At 42.9% G+C, this 22,785-nt stretch carries 17 protein-coding genes, 1 pseudogene and 2 riboswitches; of the genes and pseudogenes, 8 read left to right on the forward strand and 10 right to left on the reverse strand.

The window, feature by feature from the left end; translation table 11 throughout:
- Positions 1–291 precede the first annotated feature (291 nt).
- The 6 genes from AC3WJC_RS04645 to AC3WJC_RS04670 all read right to left on the reverse strand — a co-directional run bounded on the left by AC3WJC_RS04645 (position 292) and on the right by AC3WJC_RS04670 (position 6,952).
- Positions 292–1,347 (reverse strand): alkene reductase, encoded by a 1,056-nt coding sequence (locus tag AC3WJC_RS04645; RefSeq protein WP_492397903.1) that lies wholly within the window; start codon positions 1,345–1,347, stop codon positions 292–294.
- Entirely contained in the window at positions 1,344–2,360 is a 1,017-nt protein-coding gene (locus AC3WJC_RS04650) for a bile acid:sodium symporter family protein (RefSeq protein WP_492397904.1), read from the reverse strand. Before AC3WJC_RS04650 ends, AC3WJC_RS04645 begins: the two co-directional genes overlap by 4 nt.
- A gap of 18 nt (positions 2,361–2,378) precedes the next feature.
- The gene (locus AC3WJC_RS04655; RefSeq protein ID WP_492397905.1) at positions 2,379–3,410 is read right to left on the reverse strand and encodes a methionine synthase; all 1,032 of its coding nucleotides are present in this window, start codon (positions 3,408–3,410) and stop codon (positions 2,379–2,381) included.
- A 24-nt stretch (positions 3,411–3,434) separates the two neighbouring features.
- Positions 3,435–4,439 carry a DUF1852 domain-containing protein gene (locus AC3WJC_RS04660; protein ID WP_492397906.1) on the reverse strand — a complete coding sequence of 335 codons (1,005 nt, stop codon included), beginning with the start codon at positions 4,437–4,439 and terminating at the stop codon, positions 3,435–3,437.
- Between the two features lie 29 nt (positions 4,440–4,468).
- Positions 4,469–6,772 carry a 5-methyltetrahydropteroyltriglutamate--homocysteine S-methyltransferase gene (gene metE / locus AC3WJC_RS04665; RefSeq protein ID WP_492397907.1) on the reverse strand — a complete coding sequence of 768 codons (2,304 nt, stop codon included), beginning with the start codon at positions 6,770–6,772 and terminating at the stop codon, positions 4,469–4,471.
- A 30-nt stretch (positions 6,773–6,802) separates the two neighbouring features.
- On the reverse strand, positions 6,803–6,952 hold the full coding sequence (locus tag AC3WJC_RS04670; RefSeq protein ID WP_492397908.1) for a hypothetical protein: 150 nt from the start codon (positions 6,950–6,952) through the stop codon (positions 6,803–6,805).
- Positions 6,945–7,125, reverse strand: a riboswitch (cobalamin riboswitch). Its footprint overlaps the gene before it by 8 nt.
- A gap of 161 nt (positions 7,126–7,286) precedes the next feature.
- On the opposite strand from AC3WJC_RS04670, the gene AC3WJC_RS04675 reads away from it, so the two are divergent.
- On the forward strand, positions 7,287–7,748 hold the full coding sequence (locus tag AC3WJC_RS04675) for an Lrp/AsnC family transcriptional regulator (RefSeq protein WP_492397909.1): 462 nt from the start codon (positions 7,287–7,289) through the stop codon (positions 7,746–7,748).
- Here AC3WJC_RS04675 and AC3WJC_RS04680 read toward each other — a convergent pair.
- A complete protein-coding gene (locus AC3WJC_RS04680; RefSeq protein WP_492397910.1) occupies positions 7,745–8,623 on the reverse strand; it encodes an alpha-glutamyl/putrescinyl thymine pyrophosphorylase clade 3 protein in 879 nt (292 codons plus the stop codon). The genes AC3WJC_RS04675 and AC3WJC_RS04680 overlap by 4 nt on opposite strands.
- Positions 8,613–9,248, reverse strand: coding sequence for an epoxyqueuosine reductase QueH (locus tag AC3WJC_RS04685; protein WP_492397911.1), 636 nt, complete (start codon positions 9,246–9,248; stop codon positions 8,613–8,615). The genes AC3WJC_RS04680 and AC3WJC_RS04685 overlap by 11 nt, the downstream gene beginning before the upstream one ends.
- A 186-nt stretch (positions 9,249–9,434) precedes the next feature.
- Positions 9,435–9,624, reverse strand: a riboswitch (cobalamin riboswitch).
- 152 nt (positions 9,625–9,776) lie between these two features.
- Here AC3WJC_RS04685 and AC3WJC_RS04690 point away from each other — a divergent pair.
- The gene (locus AC3WJC_RS04690) at positions 9,777–10,562 is read left to right on the forward strand and encodes a hypothetical protein (RefSeq protein WP_492397912.1); all 786 of its coding nucleotides are present in this window, start codon (positions 9,777–9,779) and stop codon (positions 10,560–10,562) included.
- Positions 10,563–11,051: 489 nt separating this feature from the next.
- Entirely contained in the window at positions 11,052–11,555 is a 504-nt protein-coding gene (locus AC3WJC_RS04695) for an Arm DNA-binding domain-containing protein (RefSeq protein WP_492397913.1), read from the forward strand.
- 685 nt (positions 11,556–12,240) lie between these two features.
- Here AC3WJC_RS04695 and AC3WJC_RS04700 read toward each other — a convergent pair.
- Positions 12,241–12,762: an ester cyclase gene (locus AC3WJC_RS04700; RefSeq protein ID WP_492397914.1), complete on the reverse strand. Its 522-nt coding sequence runs from the start codon at positions 12,760–12,762 to the stop codon at positions 12,241–12,243.
- Positions 12,763–13,169: 407 nt separating this feature from the next.
- Here AC3WJC_RS04700 and AC3WJC_RS04705 point away from each other — a divergent pair, with 407 nt between their 5' ends.
- Both AC3WJC_RS04705 and AC3WJC_RS04710 read left to right on the forward strand, forming a co-directional pair.
- The gene (locus AC3WJC_RS04705; RefSeq protein WP_492397915.1) at positions 13,170–13,559 is read left to right on the forward strand and encodes a hypothetical protein; all 390 of its coding nucleotides are present in this window, start codon (positions 13,170–13,172) and stop codon (positions 13,557–13,559) included.
- Positions 13,560–13,571: 12 nt separating this feature from the next.
- Positions 13,572–13,799: pseudogene (locus tag AC3WJC_RS04710) on the forward strand (peptide chain release factor family protein); the annotation flags it as partial.
- Between the two features lie 367 nt (positions 13,800–14,166).
- Here AC3WJC_RS04710 and AC3WJC_RS04715 read toward each other — a convergent pair.
- Complete coding sequence (locus tag AC3WJC_RS04715) at positions 14,167–16,947, reverse strand: hybrid sensor histidine kinase/response regulator transcription factor (RefSeq protein ID WP_492397916.1); 2,781 nt, start codon at positions 16,945–16,947, stop codon at positions 14,167–14,169.
- Positions 16,948–17,264: 317 nt separating this feature from the next.
- Here AC3WJC_RS04715 and AC3WJC_RS04720 point away from each other — a divergent pair, with 317 nt between their 5' ends.
- The 3 genes from AC3WJC_RS04720 (at position 17,265) to AC3WJC_RS04730 (ending at position 22,770) form a co-directional block, all read left to right on the forward strand.
- Positions 17,265–18,593 carry a sugar porter family MFS transporter gene (locus AC3WJC_RS04720; RefSeq protein ID WP_492397917.1) on the forward strand — a complete coding sequence of 443 codons (1,329 nt, stop codon included), beginning with the start codon at positions 17,265–17,267 and terminating at the stop codon, positions 18,591–18,593.
- Positions 18,594–18,600: 7 nt separating this feature from the next.
- A complete protein-coding gene (locus AC3WJC_RS04725; protein ID WP_492397918.1) occupies positions 18,601–19,533 on the forward strand; it encodes a carbohydrate kinase family protein in 933 nt (310 codons plus the stop codon).
- A 234-nt stretch (positions 19,534–19,767) separates the two neighbouring features.
- Positions 19,768–22,770: a SusC/RagA family TonB-linked outer membrane protein gene (locus AC3WJC_RS04730; protein WP_492397919.1), complete on the forward strand. Its 3,003-nt coding sequence runs from the start codon at positions 19,768–19,770 to the stop codon at positions 22,768–22,770.
- Positions 22,771–22,785 lie beyond the last annotated feature (15 nt).

Genomic DNA, 22,785 nt, shown 5'->3' on the forward strand with positions numbered 1-22,785 from the left:
TCTTCAAGGTTATCAAAATCCGTGCGGCAGACGAAGAAACCGTCGGTTGAATGATAAAAGACAGAGTATGTCTTGGCGGCCATGGATTGTGTTTACGCTAAAATCAAAATTTTGTGAGCTTGCGGATTCTTAGCCTGACTTACGGCTAATTGTGATAAAGTTTAGGTTGAAAGTCCCTTGCAGCGAGTGTTAAGGGGCTTTTATTTAAATAACTTATCAGCTAAGCCGATTGAAATCAATGCTTCGATATCGTCCTTACGGATTGATACGTTCTCTTTTATTTTGTGGGATTTACTCGTTCCAAAGCGGATAATCAATATATCCCTGTTTCCCGCCCCCATAAATTGTTGCCCTGTCCGGCTCACTAAGAGTGGCATTTTTTTCAAATCGTTCAGACAAGTCGGGATTTGCGATGTATAGCTTGCCAAAAGAAATAAGCTTTGCAATGCCTTTTTCAAGCTCTGCTTCAGCAGAAGCCTTGTCATATCCAGCGTTAGCAATAACTGTCTGGCGGATCTTGCTGCCAAACAATTCGATCTCGTTATCAGCGGAGCCGCCTCTCATGATCTCCACATAAGCAAAGTCCATTTCGTTCAGTTTTTCGATCAGGTGGGTATAAGTAGCGGCAGTGTCGGCCAGTACCATATCACCATAGGGATGAAAAGGCGATATTTTAATGCCTACTTTTTCACTACCCACCGCACTGATCAATTCCTTCATCACCTCCACCACAAAGCGGACTTTGTTAGGAATGCTGCCGCCATAATCATCCGTTCGTTTATTGGCACTTTCAGCTAAGAACTGGTTGGGCAGATAGCCATTAGCAGCGTGAAGCTGAACCCCGTCAAACCCTGCCGCGATGGCGTTTTTTGCAGCCTGCCCGAAATCCTTTATCGTCTGCTCGATCTCTACGATGGACATTTCCTGCGGTACCTCGTAATCCATCCGTCCCTGAGAGGTAAAATGCTGCATATTACGTATAGGCAAAGCTGATGGCCCAACAGGGAGCTTGCCGTTCCTGTCTACAGAATGCCCCATGCGACCGGTGTGCCAAAGCTGTGCGATGATAACACCGTCTTTGTCATGCACCGCCGTTGTAACCTTTTTCCAGGCTTCTATTTGCTCACTTGTGAAAATACCCGGGGTAAGCGGGCTGCCGGTAGCGTCTTCACTGATCCTGATGGACTCAGTAAAGAGCAAACCTGCGCTTGCCCTTTGGGCATAGTAGACTACGGTCATATCGCCCACCAGGCCATTGCTATCGGTACGTCCCCTGGTCATCGCTGCCATGGCCATACTATTTTTTAAGCTGATGCCACCTAACTGTGTTTTTTCTAAAAGTTTCATACTGCTGCTTTTAGTTCCGGATTTTGGTCTTTTCTTCGGGCCATGCCCTGGGCGATAATGCTGGCGGCGATCAATTGCAAGGCATGGTAAAGCATGAGTGGTAACAACACGATGCCAGTGATGGTGCTGTGCTGAAAAAGCACTTTTGACATTACCGTGCCGTGTACCAACGACTTTTTAGATCCACAAAATAAGACCGTGATCCGATCTTCGGCTGAAAAGCCAAACAAGCGGCTGAGCAGTCCGACACAAAAGAATACAATAAAGAATAGGGCTATCATTCCAACTGCAAGGCCGGCAAGTTCAAGGGTGGTGAAGCCCGCGAAAAGATGTTCGGAAAATGACTTACAAAACGAGGTGTAAATAATGGTCAGTATAATTGCCTGATCAAAATATTTAAGTTGTTTTTTATGCTTTTCGGCAAAGGCACCTAAACGAGAGTTAAGGCTGATGCCGATAATGACGGGTAACAAGACCTGAAGGATTAACTTGATGACGATAGCAGAAACATCAAAACCGCCTGTTGCCGAAGCGATGAACAGTCCGACCCATAGCGGCGTAACCACCACGCCGATCAAGCTGGAAATACTCGCATTGAAAATGGCGGCGGGAATGTTGCCCTTGGCTATGGAAACCATCACCACGGAAGAAGAAACGGTGGACGGTAAAGCTGCCAGAAAAAACACGCCCAACCAAAGCAACTCGAAGCCATTGTTAACGAACAAGGGGCGAGCTGCCAAAACGATAAGCGGAAAAAACAAAAAGGTGGTCAGCTGGACAATGATGTGCATTTTCCAGTTGGCAAGCCCTGCTTTGAGTTTCTCCAAACTCAGTCGCATGCCATAAAATAAGAAAATCAACGACACACCTGCGTTAGCGATCTCTTCCAACGAAACAGGTTCTTTAATCAATCCAGGCTGAGGCAGAAAATAGGCAAGCAGGATCATTGTGCCTATCATCAACAGGAAACCGTCGAAACCTGCTTTATTTAAAATTGCTAATAACTTTTTCAATATGAGTTTACGATAGGTCTACATCCCAAATTCTTTCCGTATGATGTCTGCGCCAGCACTCAAAGCATTTAACTTGCCTCTTGCTACGTCTCGGGCTAAGGGAGCCATACCACAATTTGTACTTGGGTAAAGATCTTTGATATCAACAAACTCCAGCGTTTTACGTAGTGTATCAGCAACTTCTTCGGGTGTTTCGATCGTATTAGTTGCCACATCAATAGCACCAACCATTACTTTCTTCCCGCGAACCAGTTCAATAAGATTTAACGGCACGTTGGAGTTGTGGCATTCTAACGATACGATATCAATATTAGAAGATTGAATTTTAGGAAAAATTTCTTCGTATTGACGCCATTCTGATCCCAGTGTCTTTTTCCAATCAGTATTCGCTTGTATGCCGTAGCCATAGCAAACATGTATCGCGGTTTCGCAGTGTAAACCTTCTATGGCTCTTTCTAATGCGGCCATTCCCCAATCGTTTACTTCATCAAAAAATACATTAAATGCTGGTTCATCAAATTGGATGATATCTACACCGACATCTTGCAATGCTTTGGCTTCTTCGTTGAGTGCTTTCGCAAACTCCCAGGCCAGTTTTTCCCTGCTTTTGTAATGGGCATCGTACAAAGTATCGACCATGGTCATCGGGCCTGGCAATGCCCATTTGATAGGTTGAGCGGTCTGTTTACGTAAAAACTTGGCATCTTCCACAAAAACCGCTTTTTGACGGTTAACCTCACCTACAACCATCGGCACGCTGGCATCATAGCGGTCACGGATTCTTACGGTCTTACGATTTTCAAAATCAACCCCGCTCAAATGCTCGATAAAAGTGGTTACGAAATGCTGGCGTGTTTGCTCACCATCGCTGATAATATCTACTCCTGCCAATTGCTGTTCCTGCAACGAGATACGCAAAGCATCTTGTTTTCCTTCCAGTAACTGATCGCCTTCTAATTTCCAGGGTGACCATAATTTTTCGGGTGGTGCCAGCCAGGCAGGTTTGGGCAAACTTCCCACGATCGAGGTGGGCAATAATCTCTTTATCATAAAATATATTAAGGTGTTATATAATTAAAGCGCGAAACTGGCAGACCAATCTTCCAATACATTTTGGTAAGGCTTGATGAAATGCTCCTCTGCATATTTACCCTGTTCAACAGCCAGCCTGCTACGCTCTTCGCGGTCATAAACGACGCGGGTCAGTGAATAATCTTCGTGTTTAAGACTCGGTTGATAGATCTTCGCAGCCACTGAATTTGCGTTGTAAATTTCCGGTCGATAGATCTTTTGGAAAGTCTCCATCGTGCTGATCGAGCTGATCAATCCAAGATCAGTATAGTCAGCAAGCAAATCTCCGGAATGATAAAAGGCCATTGGTGCTACACTGTTAGGAGGCATGAAAAAACGGACTTTTAGGCCCATTTTAGAAAAATATTCATCAGTGAGCGAATATTGATCCTGTAGGTACTCAGAACCCAGAACCGGATGCTGATACTCCGTACGCATATAAGTTTTATTGCTCGACACACTCAGACAAATGACCGGTGACATCTTAAAATGCTCCTTATAAGTGGCTGAATTGACAAAGCACTTATAAAGTTTGCCGTGCAGATCACCAAAATTTTCAGGAACAGAAAAACCAGATCGATCTTTATTGTGCTCGACCAGTAGAATACTGAAATCATAATCACGCACGTAAGATGAATAATTATTTCCGGCGATACCTTCGATGCGCTGGCTGGTTTTACGGTCAACAATATTCGTTTTTAAAACTTCGATCATCGGCAGATCGTTAACTCCACTTGTATCATCAATATGCATAGTTACGGTGATGATCTCCAGTTCCACCAGGTAACGATCCGCTTTTGGATTATCCCAATGAGCCAGTGCATTGAATCGATTGTTGATCATATTCAAGGCATTACGTAAGTTTTGTTGGCGATTAGCTCCTCTGGCCAAATTTGCAAAATTGGTTGTCAGGCGCGTTTTATTGGAGGGGTGATAATTTTCATCTAAACAAGTGCTCTTCAGCGTGAAAACAAAATCACTTGTGTTGGTATCCTGGATATTTTCCATGTATTTTTTTGTTATTCTTTGACTATTATTTAAAGAGTGTCTTTTACGCTGATCTTTTCCCGTACTTCTTTAGCAGCGGCCACCATGTTGATCAAAGCGGCTTTGGTTTCCGGCCATTTACGGGTTTTCAGACCGCAGTCCGGGTTCACCCAAAGGTTTTGCGCCGGTAACATGTCTGCGGCTTTGGCCAATAAAGACACCATTTCTTCGGTGCTTGGCACGCGCGGCGAGTGAATGTCATACACGCCCGGGCCGATTTCGTTAGGATATTCGAAATGCGCGAAAGCGTGCAGCAACTCCATTTGCGAACGTGACGTCTCGATGGTAATAGCATCGGCATCCATCGCGGCTATATGCTCGATGATGTTGTTAAACTCGCTATAGCACATGTGCGTATGGATCTGTGTTTTGTCTTCAACGCCACTGGCGGTTACGCGGAAAGCTTTTACCGCCCAGTCCAGGTAATGCGGGTGTTTGGCTTTACGCAAGGGCAAACCTTCGCGGATGGCGGCCTCGTCGATCTGGATGATACCTATACCGGCTTTTTCCAAAGCAACTACCTCATCGCGGATGGCCAAAGCAATTTGGTTTGTGGTCACATCCCTTGGCTGATCATCGCGCACGAATGACCATTGCAAGATGGTTACCGGGCCGGTCAGCATGCCTTTCATCGGCTTGTTGGTTTGCTGTGCAGCAAAGGTGATCCAGCGCACGGTCATATCTGCCGGGCGGCTCACGTCACCAAAGATCACCGGTGGTTTCACGCAGCGACTGCCATAGCTTTGTACCCAACCGTTCTTGGTGAACAGAAAACCATCCAGTTGCTCACCGAAATATTCCACCATGTCATTACGCTCGAACTCGCCGTGTACCAACACATCCAGGCCTATCTCTTCCTGCCAGCGGATCACTTCTACGGTAGCATCCTCGATGGTTTTTTCGTATTGCTCCAGCGTCAGGTCACCCTTTTTGAATTTAGCGCGCAGCTGGCGGATATCGTCGGTTTGCGGGAAAGAGCCGATAGTTGTGGTCGGGAATGCCGGTAGACCAAAACGCTCGCGGTGCAATTGCTGCCGAACCGGGAACGCGCTTTTACGGGTGGCGTCCGCTTCGGTGATCGCAGCGACACGGTCTTTAACCGCCTGCAAGTGCACTTTTCCTGAAGTACGACGGCTTTCAATAGCTGCTTTGTTCGCTTCTAATAAAGCCGTGTTGCCTTCAACAATCTGTTTCAGTTCTGAAACTTCATTTAATTTTTGTTTAGCAAAAGCCATCCAGTTCCTGATCTCCGAATCAATAGCTGTCTCGCCATCCAGGTCGATCGGGCTGTGCAATAAAGAGCATGACGGCGCAATGATCACACGGTCAGCCCCCAGCTTCTCCACAGCCTTGTTAACTTGTGCCAGCGACTTCTGGTAATCGTTCTTCCAAACGTTACGGCCATCGATCACACCTAAGGATAGTTTAAGATTAGCGGGGATCAAAGCTAATACTTCATCCAGTTGCTCGGGCGCACGAACAAGGTCGATATGCAAAGCAGCTACGGGAAGATTTACCGCCAGTTGGGTATTGTCCAGTAACGCATCAAAATAAGTTGCTACTAATAATTTTACACCGCTAACACGGTTCGCGATGGCACGATACGCATACTCAAAAGCTTCTTTTTCTTTTTTCGAAAGGTCAAGTGCCAGGCAAGGCTCGTCCATTTGTATCCAGACAGCGCCTTGTTTTTTTAATTTATTGACGATCTCTACATAAACCGGCACCAGTGCTTTGATCAGGTCGATACGCTCAAACCCTTTTTCTTTTTCCTTGCCTAACAGCAGGTAACTTACGGCGCCGATCAGCACCGGCTTGGCTTTTTCACCTAAAGCAGCTTTAGCGGCATTATACTCGTTAAAAACTTTTTCCGATGATAATTTGAATTGCTGCTTCGCCGTAAATTCAGGTACGATATAATGGTAGTTGGTATCCAGCCATTTGGTCATTTCCATAGCGGTAATATCCAAGCCGTCTTTCTGATAACCACGGGCCATAGCGAAATAAAGGTCCAGTTGCGTATTCCCGGCTACGGATGAGACCGAAGCATAACGTTCCGGGATCACACCGAATAATGAACTGGTGTCCAGTACCTGGTCGTAAAAGCTGAAATCGTTGCAGGGGATCAGGTCGATGCCGGCATCCAGTTGTGTTTTCCAGTTCTCTTCGCGGATCTTGCGGGCTACTTCGGTCAGTTCTTCCTGACCGATCTTGCCTGCCCAATAGTTCTCACTGGCTTTTTTCAGTTGTCTTTGGCCACCAATGCGCGGGTAACCCAGATTTTGCGTGAGCATGTTTTTAACTTTTTAAATGGTTGATGATCATTAAAAAGTTCCTCGATAGTTCAGGATGCTTTCGAAAAAGAGGAGAGAAAGGCGTACGGCAGCATAAGGCACACCTATACCGGTAAGGTTTGGCACCTTGAAACGTACGTTGATCTGTCCGATAACCTCTTTCGCGAAAGTATCGATCAATTCAGCAAAGGCAGGTATCCTGACTTGTAACGGCTTTTACCGGCCTTCCCGCTTGCGCAGTGACCATTCTTGGTAAAGCTTTTGTGTTACTTACAGTTGCGCGACAGCTCGTGATTTGCACACGATTCCCTATTAATTTACCGCTAAGTAAAACCTTTCCCGATCGTTGAAATATGTAAAGAACCGGAGTATAAACTCCGTTCAAAGTTAATTAAACAGCAATTAAAGCTGCAAAGTCTTTGTAAATTCAACCGAAATTACTTTAAAATAAAATATTATTGAATAATTATGCTGTTTCGCGCTACTTTTACTTCTTCAAAAAGTAAATTATGCTATGGAGCAATTGGATGAGATCGATCTGAGGTTATTAAAAATACTGGCGAATGACTCTAGTCATACGATCAAGGAGTTAGCAACAAAGGTAAATCTAACGCCATCGCCCGTAGTGCAACGTGTAAAACGTCTTGAATCCAGCGGGTATATCAAAAAATACATCGCCCTGCTGGACCCCGAAAAGTTCAACCAGGGTTTTATCGTTTTCTGCAATATCAGGTTGAAGCAACATGACCGCAAGGTCGGCCATAGCTTTGTACAAGATATTTTAAAGATTGACGAAGTTGTGGAATGTTATAATATCTCCGGTGATTACGATTTCTTTCTGAAAGTGTTCGCCCGGGACATGAAGCACTACCAGGATTTTGTGTTCAATAAATTAGGTTCGGTAGAAAGCATTGGCAGCACGCACAGTACTTTCGTGATGGCCGAGATCAAAAACACGCACAATATCAGTTTTTAATATCGCCGGAAATTAGGGTTGACGGCAACAATTTTTTCTTCGCCCCAATCCATCAACGCCCGGTACAAAACGGTTATGCTGAACGGATTACCCAGACAGCCTACTAAGGCGACCGTTAATTCGTTTAATTGAAATACAGGTATCTTTGCCGACTGATTACCGCCGAATAATTGCCTGGCGGCTTTTTTTAGCGGAAGTATATCACTAAAGTAAAATTGCCCGGGTTCAATGCCGGCGATCTTTAAATCACCGATCAGGCATAGATATTCAAACTGGATCTGTCTTTTGAAGCCGGTATGCTCATTCATGGATATATATAGCTTATCAAAAGCCTTGGTCGGCTGGCCCTGACTCTGAACTGCAGTACTCTGAAACAATTTTTCATGGCTTCCTGCGGCTTTGATCCAGCTAATATGCCCTTTGGCATCTTCACCCATTGCTTTGGCACGATGCTGATCAAAAGCCCGGTATTTATGTACCGCGCTTAAGCTACCTGCGTTTTTCAATTCTCGCTGGTTAACTGTAAGCCATCTTCCAAAAGCATCGGCATCAGCGCTGGCTTTTTCCCAACTCCAGGATCGATGAATAGCGTCCAATAAACCAGACCGGCCGATATAACAATAAAGAAATAACAGCCAGCAAGCTTCATCCGTTGCTGATCGCTGCTGGTAATTTAAAATTTCAGCCAGTATAGGATCATCAGTAAGTTCTCCTATACGCTGTGAAGCTTCTGCCGCATCCGCTAACAGATCAACAAATTTTTGCAGGCCACCACGATTTGAAAGGCCTGACAAAGGGCGCCATAAGCGATGAAACTCAGCCAGCCGCCTTTCAACATAAGGCACTCTAACTGAGCAATCCTGATCAACTGCCATAATAATTCTCACCGAGGCTGATCTTCTCCCGGCCATTCTCCATACGCCACTTATTGGTATCGCGCAGTGAATAAGCGCAGCCGCAATATTCCTGCATATAAAAGCCCTCGTCTTTGCTGATCTCTAACATACGTGATGAACCGCCCTTTTTGCGCCAGTTATAGGTCCAGTAGGTCAGGCCGTTATAATGGCTGGCCGCTCTTAGACCGCTATCATTGATCTGTTCCATGTTTTTCCAGCGGGAGATACCTAAAGCGCTCGAAATGGTGTCAAAGCCATGCTCATGGGCGTATAACGCTGTCCGTTCAAAGCGCATATCAAAACACATCGTGCAACGGACGCCGCGTTCCGGTTCCAGTTCCATTCCTTTAGCCCGTTCGAACCAATTGTCCACATCATAATCGGCATCGATAAAAGGGATGCCATGCTTCTCTGCAAAGCGGATATTTTCTTCCTTACGCAGTTCGTATTCCTTTTTGGGGTGGATATTGGGGTTGTAGAAGAAAACGCTGAACTCGATACCTGAGGCCATTATGGCTTCCATCACTTCGCCCGAGCAGGGCGCACAGCAGGAATGCAGCAATAGTTTTTTACCTGCGTTTGGTAATATTAAATTTTCTCTCATAACATCATAACAGCAGTTTGTATAACAAGATGACCAGCCAGAGTATTTTACTACAAAGCGGCAGGCAACCTGATCTATATGCTTAAAATGCGTTTAAAGAAAATATTATGTACATGCACAACCACCACTTAACTGATAAAATGAGCAGTGTTATACCAGTACAGACTTTTGCCTTTGACGCGAAAGCATTGTCATCCGAAACAGGCAGGTATCCTGACTTATAACATTTTTGCCATCCTTCTCATCCATTTAAAAGTTGGATAATGAACATTAATGACAAAGCCTATAGTTACTTACAGTTGCGCGACAGTCCATGAACTTCCCATGGTTCCCTTTTAACTCACGTTCAAGTGAGACCTATATCGTCTGATAGATCAGAAGATCTTCGCTGCAAAGATAAGAATATCTTTTTTCTCTTAAATTCAATCAAGTTGGACTCAAGATTCTTATGTCAACACGATAAAAAAATCACAATTACATTTAAACCATTTTTATATTTTCCGCTCAGAAAATAAAGACCGTTACCTTATGATCCACTTATCTGCGAAAATTTTCGCCATATACATCGTGTTGTCGATCTCGCTACACGCACACGCCCAAAATTTTAACATTTATAAAGAGGTGAATATCTTTGGAGATACCACTAAAATTTTCAAAGACGACTATGGGAAGGTCATTTATAAGATCACAAATTCTAAAGATATTTTTGGTAACAGAAATACCAAGATAGTTGATCAGGACGGCCGGGAGGTCAAGTCGATAAAAAGATCGACTGATATATTTGGAAATCATCGTTCCGATATTAGTGTGAATGGTGAATCCGCTTTTACTGTAAGGAACTCAACGGATATTTTTGGTAACAAAAGCAAGTCAATCTACGGAAAGAACGGCGAAGAACTTGGCTCCGTAAAAAGATCTACAGATATTTTTGGGAACAGGTCAATTGCGATCACCCAAGACCACCGCACCACTACCGTTAAAAACTCAACTGATATTTTTGGAAATGAAAGCAGGACGGCAACCGGTAATGATGGCATGGTGATCGCAACACTCAAGAATTCCACAGATATTCTTGGTAATAAATACCAAACATTGACCGATGGTACTGGTCAGACCATTGCCACTATTAAATTGTCCAAAGATATATTTGAGAATGAAATAAGAACTGTCACCGATCGAACAGGAAGGGTCGTGTTATCTACGAAAGATAGAAAGGACCTTTCTGGGAACGTGACAACTTACGCGGATGGAGATGTTTATGGAAAGAATCTTAAAGAAATAAATTCGTGGTTAGAGATGTTTGGAGTGTTGTAACTTTTCGAATAAAGTATAACACTTAAATCTTTTAGGCATTTTAGAAACTTTTTCCCTACCTTTATTATAGTCAATAGGGCGTGTTACCTATGTAACTACCTTAAACGAGAAATGCTTTATAATTAACTGAAAATCAGTTGGTTTAAGAAATAGGTTCGAGCCCAGGTGGGCGCACAAACTCCGGTTTTCCCGGATATTAAAACCCTCTAAATTGCTGATTTAGAGGGTTTTTTGTTTTATTCCAACCCTTTTCAATCCTTACGAATACAGCATTCAGAACACCAATCCGGCCCCCCAGAATTAGTTATTACTTTTGGGGGTCAAGAAAGGGTTAAGTATTTGTATTAGAAATAGTTATACCTTTAAATAAGGATTATAAAACACTCAAAAAGACTGGAAATACAAACATTTTGCCCCCTTTCCTGACCCCCTGAAAATGACGATTTCGGGATGTAATTAATCATTTATTCATTTAAAAACTGTTAAAAGATGAGAACATCGCAGTCATTTGGTGTGCATTTCACCATCAAAAAGGAAAAAGCAAAGGATGGCGTAACTAATGTTTACGTAGCTGTAACCATCAACAAGGAACGGATACGATTTGCCTTAAAACATTATGTGAAAGTTGAAAACTGGGACGCCGGTCATAGCGGCCTTAAAGCTAAAGTACCGGAGGCAAAAGAAACCAATGCCTATCTGGAACAAGTCAAATTCACGATCACCACTTACTATCAGCAATTACAGATCGCAGGCAAAGAGGCTACTCCGGCTTTGCTCAAAGCCATGTTCCTCGGTGAAGAAACAGAAGAAACTTATTCCCTTAGTAAACTGATGTACTACCACTACACCATTGCCTTGCATAACGTTAAAGTTGGAGATACCATATCTTACGCGGGAAAAACCGATCCTGAGTTGTACAGCGGTTGGTTCCAGATGGTTCCCAATCCATATTACGGAAGCCATGCGGAAATCATTAAAAACAGTACCGTATGACAAGTGCTGGGTAACGGCAAAGGTCACTATTAAGGAAGCAAACCCAAGGGTATAAAAGCGGTTCAATTCGCAGGATTCATGACCATTAACGCGGAGAATATTTCTAATTTTCTGAAAGGCTGGATTCCTGTGCCCAAAGAATAACGAAGGCTGAACCACAACAAGCCTCTCTACCTGCGATAAGTTAGTAACAAGCCCGGGCAAACAGATCATTTCTTAAATATAAAAAAGGCCATCTTTTATTTAAGATGGCCTTTAAACTTAATTGCTAAAACCGTTGCTGACGTCGATAGAGACTGCATGGCTGATGGCATCGTTATAGCTGCTGGCCGTATTGGGATCGTAGGTCGCATCAAAAGTTGCCTTACAAACCCTGTTGGAAAGGGTACACGAATTGGACAGATTCATTGTTGACCAGACATTCGAGGAATTACGTTTGTTGTCTGCGCCTCCGTTAAGTTGAACAACCAGATCGTCGGCTACCAGTGTTCTATTCTTTTATACATCGTTATTGGAGTAGTTCACATGAAACTGGCGAACAATGGCGTCGATATCCGGCTTGCTACCGGCCTGCGCAAAGACGCTTGGGGAAAACGATGACACTAGAAGTACCAGCGCAATGATTTTTTATAGTAATTTCATGATTTTTTATTGATTTTATGAAATGATTAAAAGCTGATCCGGTTTATTTGGATGTCACCTGCGTAAGCAGGCCAAGGTCATTGGTGAAAGTTTCCAGATGGATCAGTTTGCCCTGGCTGTTGAAAGTAAAAAATTCCGTCGCCTGTATTACCACGCGCCTGCCGCTGGCCGGAATTGGTCCATTCGGCGTAGGGATCGGACCTTTTTGCGTGCCCTCCAGTATAAACCGGATCGCAGCTTTGTTGCCCGAAACGATCACTTCCTGATCCGTGATCTTTCCATCAGGAAATTTGGTCTTATCTCCTTTCAGCCAGTTCACAAATTGTTCCCGGCCATTGTAGGTAGCACCGTTGACCTTATTTTCAGCTCCGCCGTTGACAAGTACCACGATGTTTTCGTCAACAAGCTCACCGTTCTTTACGACGTTGTTGTTGGAGTAATTAACATGGAACTTTCGAACGATCTGATCGATGTTAGGAGCCTTTTTAACGCTTTGTCCATAGGAGCCCAGCGCAATAACTGACGTCAAGATGGTCAGCGTAATAAATCTTAGTTTGTTCGACATGATTTTTTGGATTAGTGGTTAATAATTTTTTCGTTTTATGGTTTAATCGGACACGCCCTTTCAACCTTACAACTTTTCTTATTTTTTTTCAGAAAGCGATAGTACCGGCTTCCCAAAAGAAGATCAGATCAGTACCCAGGTAAAAGGCCTGTGTGATTTCTTTGCCCTGGCTGTCAAAGTAATAGCTTCGGACGATACCTGATTCCACCAGCCACAGCCGGTAATGGTGATTCCCCGGCGCGTCAAGATATCCAGATTATGGAGAAAACAACTGTACACGTCCGCCATAACTCCCCACGCCGTTTTTGCTGGTACCGATGCCGCGTTGAATCTAAATCTTGCTTACCGAATTCATAATGTCCGGATAGTTTGAAAAATAAGCGCCCTGATCTTCAGGCTCATTTAGCGTGACACCGTCCAATGATAATGGCGTCGAACAGATCACTTCAGGCAAAGGCCCGGCAGAATACTGCCGGGTTGTAGCCTGCGTGCAAAGCCTGTTGATGAAGCAGGCCAAACAACAAAGCATTCAAATTGACGTGCTGGAAAATAAAGTAGGTGAATTAAACGGTACTTTACTCTCTGCAACGATGATGGCCACAGGTGATAACCTGGATACATTTGTAAAGGAATGGACAGGCACCGTACAATGGATAGCTCAAAGCCCATATCGTAAATACCACAAGCGTAAAAACTGGTTTGTTGGCGTAGCTGCTTTTGATGTGAAGGAATTGATGCAATGGAACCCTAAAGATGTAAAGCTGGAAACGTGCCGCTCATCCGGCCCGGGTGGGTAAAACGTAAATAAGGTAGAAACTGCCGTTCGGGGAACCCATTTACCATCCGGCTTGCAAGTTATGGCGATGGATACCCGGTCTCAATTGGAGAATAAGAAATTATGCCTGACCCGGTTGGAGGCTAAAATGCTCGTTTGGCAAACAGAACAACTGATAGCTCAACAGCAACATCAATGGCAAAAGCATAATACCTTGGAGCGGGGCAATCCTGTTAAAACAATAAGTTTGAATTTAAAGTGACCATTGTTAAGGGATGGATTCATTACCAACCAATTTCTTGGATTAGATAATGAAAGGTAGTAACGATGGCAAATAACGGTTCGAACTATTAAGAGATTTATATTAGCTTTTTAAACTCAGTTTAATAATCCAAAATTTGGATATTACTGGTTACGAAACCTATCCCTAACCTTGGTTGTTTTGAGATAAATAAATAATTGATTTCAATTTACTACAAGATAAGGCTCTAGCTCCGGTGGGAGCACAAAATGATATAAATCTTCATTTTATTTACCCTAACTGGATATTTTAAACCCGTCTTAATACATCGGATATTCTCCGTAAATGGAAAACCTGAAAGCCCATATCCGCTTGAGGGTTTTACTGATTACAAGCATTGATGCTTCCTGAATTCTGATGGTGAGCAGCCGTACTTTGCTTTAAAAACAGTTGAGAAATAATTTGGGTTTGAAAATCCTATCTCATATGTAATTTCTGCGATAGTAAGATCACCGTTAATCAACAGGTTCTTGGCTTTTTTAAGCCTTCTGTTCACAATATAATCCGCCACGCTACAACCTAATAACGCTTTTACTTTGCGATAGACCTGCACACGCGAAATGCCTAATAAAGTACAAATTTCATCCACGCCAAATTTTTCGTTGGACAAGTTTTGCTCTACAATGCCTACAAAATCATTCACAAACTTCTTATCCAGCGTTTTGGGCAAAGGCAACTTTTCTGCTTGGTCTGTTTCAGCCGTAAAATGCTCCTTTAGTTTAACACGATTTTTGATCAGGCCCTGTATGCTGGCAATTAAGTAGTCAAGATTGAAAGGCTTCGTAATATAAGCGTCGGCCATGGCATTAATTCCCGAAATTTGCTGTTCAACACTATTTTGGGCGGTAAGTAGAATGAGTGGAATATGTGAAGTTCTAAAATCCGATTTGAGCTTTTCACAAAGTCCCTTGCCTGATAATTCAGGAAGGACAATATCTGAAATGATCAGATCGGGAACCCGCTCAATTGCTTCATTGAGCGCTGCTAACCCATTTACTGCTTTATAAATATCATAGTGTTCACTTAGCTTTTCTTCCAAATAATTTAGTAAATCAGGATTGTCTTCTACCACCAAAACTGAATGTTCTTTAGGTTTACTAAATCCATCTGAAGGTGCTTTCGAAGATATTTTTTCTAAATCAACAGTGTAAGGTAATGACCGTTCATTTAAATTAGGAATTGATACTTCCACGCTACTGGTTTCGGCAGCTCCAAAGTGCTTATTCCCGGTCGGGAGCACTACGGTAAATGTTGTGCCCTTCCACTTTTCACTTACTATATCGATTCGGCCATGGTGAAGTGCTATAATTTCCTTTGACAATGCCAGTCCGACGCCAGATCCTAATGTTGGCGCATGATCAGCCTGATAAAATTGATCAAAAACCCGCTCGGTCTCATCTTTAGTCATGCCTATCCCGTTATCTTCAACTTCTACTGATACTTCTTCGTTTTTACATTGTTTAATTGAGATTCTTACCGTTCCTTTTTCGTTACTGAACTTCAGTGCATTTGCGATCAGATTGAAAAATACCTTATCGAGCATTCTGGGATCAAACCATAGCTTTAACTGCTTGCTTTCAGAGGTTATTATGAGATTTATTTTAAGCTGCTGCGCCTGGTGTCTGAAGTATTCGGCTATCTCTATGACATAAGAAACAATATCGTTTTCTGACAATCGAATCTGTTGTTTATCATATTCTAACTTACGGTAATCCAAAAGCTCATTTACCAGGCTTAATAACCTGAAGGCATTTTGATGAACAATTTTAAGGGATTTACCACTTGCCTTAACCAATTTCTCGTCCTTGAGCATCTCATCAATTGGAGATAATATTAAGGTAAGAGGAGTGCGAAATTCATGTGAAATATTAGTGAAGAAATTAAATTTAGCCTCATTCGCAACTTCCGCTTTGGCCGACATTTCAACCAATTGGTTACGCTGGGCTAATATTTCCTCGTTTTTGGCTTCCAAATTCTTGTTCGCCTTACGGTTTTCTACGAGTGAGAAGAAAGCAAGCCCTCCAAAAATGATGGCCAGCACAAGCGTGATCACTATGATATTTAAGATAATCTTTTGATCATTATAAATAACCCGCTGTTCTTGTAGCAGACTTTGTTGCTTATCTATATCGCGTTGCTGACTGTTTATACGGCTCCATTGCATTTTCATGAGTTGGACGTTGGAGGAATCAATTACCAGTGACTGCATGATATTCTCCTTGCTGAAAGGCGATTTGCGAAGTATCTGAAAAGCTGTAGCAATCGCTTCTTTTCCCCCGGTAGGATAAAGCAGGCTGGCATTAAGTACCCCGTCCGCTACCATCTGCAAACCACCACCTTGTCCAGGCAAGGCATCAACACCTATTACTTTAATATCTTTAGCTTTGCTAAACTGATTCAGATAGAGGCGCGCACCTGATGCCATGACATCGTTGTGCGCAAACACATAGTCAACTCTGGCTAACTGTGGTTTAATTTTGGACAGTTGTTTAATTGCGTTGTTTTTTAACCAGTTCCCATAAACTTTCGCCTCAATTTTTACGTGAGCGTATCGTGATATGCCATCTTTAAAGCCACGTTCGCGCTCAATTGCAGGAGATGATCCGGGTAGCCCCATGATCTCAACAACATTAACCGAATCCTTTGATAAGGTGGCAATATACTCACCAGCCATTCTTCCCACCTGGTAATTATCGGCACCCACATAGGCCGTGTACTGTTTAGATGTGGTTTTTCGATCCAATACAACAACGGGTATTCCTTTATTGTAAACCTCTTCCACAATAGGTGTTAACGGTTGCGCCTCGTTCGGTGAGATAATTAAAATATCGATGCCCTGGTTAAGCATTTCCCTAACCTGATGAATTTGTTTATCGCTGTTTCCACCGGCATCCTTATAAATAAAGTCTGCCCCGGGATGTAAAGACAGCTCCATTTTCATTTCCTGCAACATAGTCTTACGCCATAAGTCTGACCCGACACATTGGGAAAATCCAATAGTAAAATTCGCTTTCCTTTTGCCGTTGTTGCATCCGGCAACAATAAACAGTAGGATAAGAAATACCATCGTGCGATAGTAATTCACCCAATTTATGGTATGTAAAAGCATAGAAAAAAATATTTGCTGCTGTTAGTTTATAATCGATGTACGAGGGTAGCAGATCAAATTTAATCAAAGCGATTCCAAATTCAAATTAACCGTTATACCAAGATTGTCACAACCTGGCCTTAAATGATACATATTTATAGATTGATGTAACCTAATCAAAGATTTTACTGGGTAAAATTCTCTGATATTATTTTATTTAACTGATTGTCAATTAGTTGTTGATGTGTGCCTGTAACAGAGAAATTTGATACAAAATCGAAGCATCTCCAATATATTCCTTACGATATTCGAAATGTAAACCAGTTATTATTTAATTTATGAGGAAACATTCCGTTCTGGCCTGGTCCATGGTCGTGGCCCTTGGTGGCTTTTTGTTTGGTTTTGATACTGCCGTTATTTCGGGGGCCGAAAAGTCTATCCAGCAGTTTTGGAACTTATCGGTATTTGAGCACGGCTTAACTATATCTATTGCGTTAATAGGAACAGTTATAGGTTCATTGCTTGGTTCTAAGCCGTCTGACAGATTTGGCCGTAAAAATACTTTATACTTTGTTGCCTTGGCTTACCTATTATCTTCTATAGGTACAGCGCTGGCAGATAATTGGTATGTATTTTTAGCCTTCCGGTTTTTAGGAGGGCTTGGTGTAGGTACTTCGTCCGTAACCGCACCTATCTATATATCCGAAGTATCGCCTGCAGATCGTCGTGGCCGTTTGGTAGGGTTGTTTCAGTTCAATGTGGTATTGGGCATCTTGATATCTTATCTTTCCAATTATCTTATTGGCCAAGGCGGTGAAACATCGTGGCGTTGGATGCTCGGTGTACAGGCCTTTCCATCTTTGTTATTTATTATACTGATTCGTTTTATTCCCGAAAGTCCGCGTTGGCTTATCTTAAAAAAAGGGAACATTGTACGCGCTCTGGAAATATTGCGTGTTATCAACCCACTCAACTGCGATCAGGAATTGGCTGCCATTCAACAGTCAAACCTCACTTCGGCTGATAGCAAAACTACCAGTCTTTTTTCGGGGCAGTATAAAGCACCGGTCATTTTAGCTGTCTTATTTGCATTCTTTAACCAGGTGTCGGGTATTAACGCCATAATTTACTACGCACCCCGTATATTCGAAATGGCCGGTTTAGGAGCGCATTCCTCCTTGTTGTCTACTGTAGGCATTGGTTTAATCAATTTCATATTTACCTTGGTCGCTATAAACGTGATTGATAAGGTGGGGCGGCGTTTGCTGATGCTGATTGGGTCTGTAGGATTGATCGCGTCACTATTTTTAGTAGGATTAACATTCTATTCGGGGCAATTCAGCGGTTTCGCCATCCCGGTTTACGTGATGGTTTTCATCGCTTTTTTCGCCTTTTCGCAGGGCGCAGTAATTTGGGTGTTCATATCAGAAATATTTCCTAACGAGGTACGTGCGAAAGGGCAAACGCTGGGAAGCTCTACACACTGGATTATGGCTGCACTAATAGCGTTCAGCTTTCCTTACCTGGCCGAAAAATTAGGTGGTGCTACAACCTTCTTTTTCTTTGCTATTATGATGGTATTGCAGTTGATTTTTGTTTGGCGAATGATGCCGGAAACCAAGGGCCGTTCATTAGAATCAATTGGTGACAACTTAATTATGCATTAAAATGGAGATGATGAAAAAAAGTTATAAACCTAAGGTGGTTTGTTTCGGGGAAATTCTTTGGGATGTTTTACCTGAAGCGCGCAATCCGGGCGGAGCGCCCATGAATGTAGCGTATCATCTGAACAAGTTAGGCATAACGGTTGATTTGCTAAGCAGCGTTGGGCGTGACCAGGCTGGTAATGATTTAATCGCTTTCCTGCAAATGAGCGGATTATCGGCAGATCTCGTACAACGGAGTTCGGTTTACAAAACGAGTGAAGTATCAGCACGAATTACCGAAAACCATGAAGTAACCTATGATATTGTAAAACCAGTAGCCTGGGATCAGATCATATACACTACCGAAATGGGGCAGGCTGTATCGGAAGCCGATGGCATTGTATTCGGTAGTTTAAGTGCCCGTGAACCAGTAACCCGAGACACCTTATATACTCTTATTGAGTCTGCCCGTTACCGGGTTTTCGATGTAAACCTTCGTGCGCCACATTACTCGGACGACGTTATCATCGATCTTTTGAAAAGGGCTGACATGGTTAAATTAAACTTGTCAGAACTTTTGCTAATCGTTCGATGGTTATCTCCTGCACCCATTAATAATGAAGTACAGGCAGTAGAGCTTTTATTCAGCCGTTTCCAAATCCAAGAGGTGTTAATAACCAAGGGAGGCAAAGGAGCAACTTATTACTCCCGGCAAATACGGTACGATTACCCTACCTATGCCATTGAGGTGGCTGATACTATTGGTTCCGGAGATGCTTTTTTAGCTGCGTTTTTAGCGATAAAATTAGCTAATGAACCATTGGAAGTGATTTTGGATTATGCGGTGGCTATGGGGGCTTTCATTACATCTCAATCAGGTGCATGCCCCGACTACTCAAAATTTGATCTGGAAAGATTCATCTGGAGGAAGAAGTACCAGGAATTTGCCTCGGCATCTTGATCATCATTTTTATACATAGACTATAAAGTTGAATAACTAACCAATAATTATATTATATACTTTACGATGACGTGAGACTTGCCCGTAAAGATCATTATCCAATAAGTAAGGCTAACCACCTTCCCTAATAACCTAATTATTAACCATTAACATGAGATGAAATTGAAAAATCTTCTACTAATCCTACTATTGCCTTGCTTTTTCCTAAAAGCAAGTGCTCAAAATCCGTTTAAGGTGACCGGAAAAGTTACCGATGCTAAAGGAGAACTCTTGGTGGGTGTAAATATCACGGTCAAAGGCACAACATCGGGTACCTCGAGTGATGTAAACGGCAAGTATTCATTAACAACAACTGAAACTAACCCGGTACTTGTATTCAGTTACATTGGTTTTAACAGCCAGGAGATCAACATAGGAGGCCGGACTCAACTTGACGTGATTCTGGAAGCCTCTGCCAAATCACTAAATGAAGTAGTGGTGACCGGCTACCAGACAGAGCGTAAGAAAGATCTCACCGGTTCAGTAGCTATAGCTAATGTTGGTGAAATGAAGAAGCAGGTGGTGGCCAATCCCATCAAGGCGCTCCAGGGACAGGTTGCAGGTATGCTGATCACCGGTAACGGTGCTCCAAGTTCGCCAACTACCGTACGGATCAGGGGTATCGGAACTTTGAATAATAACGACCCTTTGTATATTATTGACGGTGTGCCTACCAAGGCTGGTATGCATGAGCTTAATTCGGCTGATATTGAGTCTATTCAAGTTTTAAAAAGTGCCGCCGCCGCCAGCATCTACGGTTCAAGGGCTGCCAATGGAGTGATCATCGTAACTACTAAACATGGTAAAAACGGTGTTATGCAGGCTAATGTAAATGCCTATACCGCATTGTCCACCTATAACAGGCGCATAGATATGCTGGATGCGCAAGGCTACGGGCGTACACTTTGGCAAGCCTATATTAACAGTGGTTATGATCCAAATACGAATGGGCTCCGTTACCAGTTTAACTGGAATGTAGACCCTGTCAGCAATCAGCCGGTGTTAAATAACATTATGGTAGCAGAATATCTGGATAATGCCCATACACTCAAATCAGCAAATACGGATTGGTTCAAAGAGATTTCGCATGTTGGTGTAACTCAAAACTACGACGCCCAGGTATCCAACGGAACCCCGAATGGCAATTATTTGTTGTCCCTGGGTTATTTTGATAACCAAGGCATCGTGAAGACCACTAATTTTAACCGCATTTCAGCAAGGCTGAACTCAGATTATAAAATGTTTGGTGGAGTACTCACTATCGGGCAGAACCTGAGTTTGACCAAGACCCGTGAAGTGGCTGCCGATATCATAAACTCTGCTATTCAGGCGCTGCCTATTATTCCTGTGCATACGGTCGATGGCATAGGCTGGGGAGGGCCGGTAGATGGAATGAATGACCGCCAGAATCCGGTAAGGGTGTTGAATGACAATCAGCAGAATAACTATGATTACCTGCGAATTTTCGGTAATTTCTTTGCAGAAGCAAAACTGGCTAAAGGCCTGACTTTACGGTCTAATGTTGGTATCGATTATGGCGATTATACTGCCCGCAACTGGCAAAAGAAATATCAAAGCGGTTACCTGGTGAACGATGTAAACAAGGTAATTAATACCCAAACACATAATGTTAAGCTTACCTGGACCAATACAGTAAACTATGACCTGGTTAAAAATAATCACCGGCTGAATGCAGTGGCGGGTACCGAGTTTTATAGTGATAAAACCACTTCTTTCATGGCATCAAGGGAGGGATTTGTGCTAGAAGATCCTGATTACATGTACCTTGACGCCGGTACCGGGATTAAAGATAACAGCGGTTATGGCGCGAAAAACACCTTGTTCTCTTACTTCAGTAAAGCTAACTATTCTTACCTGGACAGGTATTTGTTATCAGCTACGATCCGTTTTGACGGTTCGTCCAGATTCGGACAAAATAATAAGTTTGGTACTTTTCCTGCGGTTTCAGCCGGTTGGAGGATCAGTGAGGAACCCTTTTTTAAAAAGCAAACGAATATTTTTGATGAGTTAAAGCTGCGTGCCGATTGGGGTAAGACCGGAAACCAAGAAATCAACAATAATGCCATATATAATATCTATCTCTCCAACTATAACATTACAGCCTATGATATCAATGGCGTAAAAAGTGGTGTATTACCCTCCGGTTATTATCTTTCACAAAATGCTAATCCAAACCTTAAATGGGAAGCAACTACGATGTCAAACTTCGGATTGGACTTCTCCATCTTGAATCAAAAAATATATGGTACGGTAGAGTACTACATTAAAAAAACCTCTGATATCTTGTTGCTGCCACCATATATCGGGGTTTTAGGCGAGGGCGGCAATACCTGGGTTAATGGAGCATCTATGCAAAATAGCGGCTTTGAATTGAGCTTAGGCCACCGCAGCAAAATTGGAAAAGATCTGAGCATAGATCTTAACGGAAACTTTGATGTTGTTCGTAACAAAGTAACCAAGCTGCCAAGTGAAGTGGTAAACGCATACGGAGGCGATGGCAGAGGACAAAATATTCTCGGACGTACGTTTGGTTCCTTCTTCGGTTATGTGGCAGATGGATTGTATCAAACACAACAAGAAGTCAACACATCGGCGGCTCAGCCGGGAAAAGGTTTGGGCCGGATCCGCTACCGCGATCTGAATAATGACGGCGTGATCAACGATTATGACCGTACCTGGATCGGCAATCCACTACCTAAGTTTACTTATGGGTTTAATGCCGCAATTAATTACAAAAACTTTGATCTGTCTTTTCTATTGCAGGGAGTGGGTTCTGTAGATGTACGTAACGAAGCAAAATTGTTTACAGATTTTTGGAGTGCGACAGAATCTTCATCTAATAAAGGAGCCCGTTTATTAAATGCATGGTCGCCAACTAATACCGGCTCTACCATTCCCGCAGTATCACTTACCGACGATAATTTTGAAGCTAGGCCATCAACTTACTTTATAGAAAATGGCGCTTACCTCAAATTGCGTAATCTGCAGGTTGGCTATACCTTTGGAAGTTCACTGCTCTCAAAAATCAAAGTAAAATCATTAAGGGTGTACGCCGGTGGTGATAACCTTGCTATACTGTATAAATCTAAGTCGTTCACCGGTTTAGATCCTGAAACACCCGCTTTTGGTTACCCTAATCCACTGGTCGTAACTGCTGGTCTTAATCTGAAATTTTAACCATTAGAATCAACA

Source organism: Mucilaginibacter sp. FW306-07-L (assembly GCF_058782065.1).

Coding starts and splice junctions, on each gene's coding strand:
- AC3WJC_RS04700 (WP_492397914.1), bottom strand. CDS start 12,762: ATGTCGAACAAACTAAGATTTATTACGCTGACCATCTTGACGTCAGTT.
- metE (WP_492397907.1), bottom strand. CDS start 6,772: ATGCTCACGCAAAATCTGGGTTACCCGCGCATTGGTGGCCAAAGACAA.
- AC3WJC_RS04690 (WP_492397912.1), top strand. CDS start 9,777: ATGATCCACTTATCTGCGAAAATTTTCGCCATATACATCGTGTTGTCG.
- AC3WJC_RS04660 (WP_492397906.1), bottom strand. CDS start 4,439: ATGGAAAATATCCAGGATACCAACACAAGTGATTTTGTTTTCACGCTG.
- AC3WJC_RS04725 (WP_492397918.1), top strand. CDS start 18,601: ATGATGAAAAAAAGTTATAAACCTAAGGTGGTTTGTTTCGGGGAAATT.
- AC3WJC_RS04720 (WP_492397917.1), top strand. CDS start 17,265: ATGAGGAAACATTCCGTTCTGGCCTGGTCCATGGTCGTGGCCCTTGGT.
- AC3WJC_RS04715 (WP_492397916.1), bottom strand. CDS start 16,947: ATGCTTTTACATACCATAAATTGGGTGAATTACTATCGCACGATGGTA.
- AC3WJC_RS04655 (WP_492397905.1), bottom strand. CDS start 3,410: ATGATAAAGAGATTATTGCCCACCTCGATCGTGGGAAGTTTGCCCAAA.
- AC3WJC_RS04680 (WP_492397910.1), bottom strand. CDS start 8,623: ATGGCAGTTGATCAGGATTGCTCAGTTAGAGTGCCTTATGTTGAAAGG.
- AC3WJC_RS04685 (WP_492397911.1), bottom strand. CDS start 9,248: ATGAGAGAAAATTTAATATTACCAAACGCAGGTAAAAAACTATTGCTG.
- AC3WJC_RS04695 (WP_492397913.1), top strand. CDS start 11,052: ATGAGAACATCGCAGTCATTTGGTGTGCATTTCACCATCAAAAAGGAA.
- AC3WJC_RS04645 (WP_492397903.1), bottom strand. CDS start 1,347: ATGAAACTTTTAGAAAAAACACAGTTAGGTGGCATCAGCTTAAAAAAT.
- AC3WJC_RS04675 (WP_492397909.1), top strand. CDS start 7,287: ATGGAGCAATTGGATGAGATCGATCTGAGGTTATTAAAAATACTGGCG.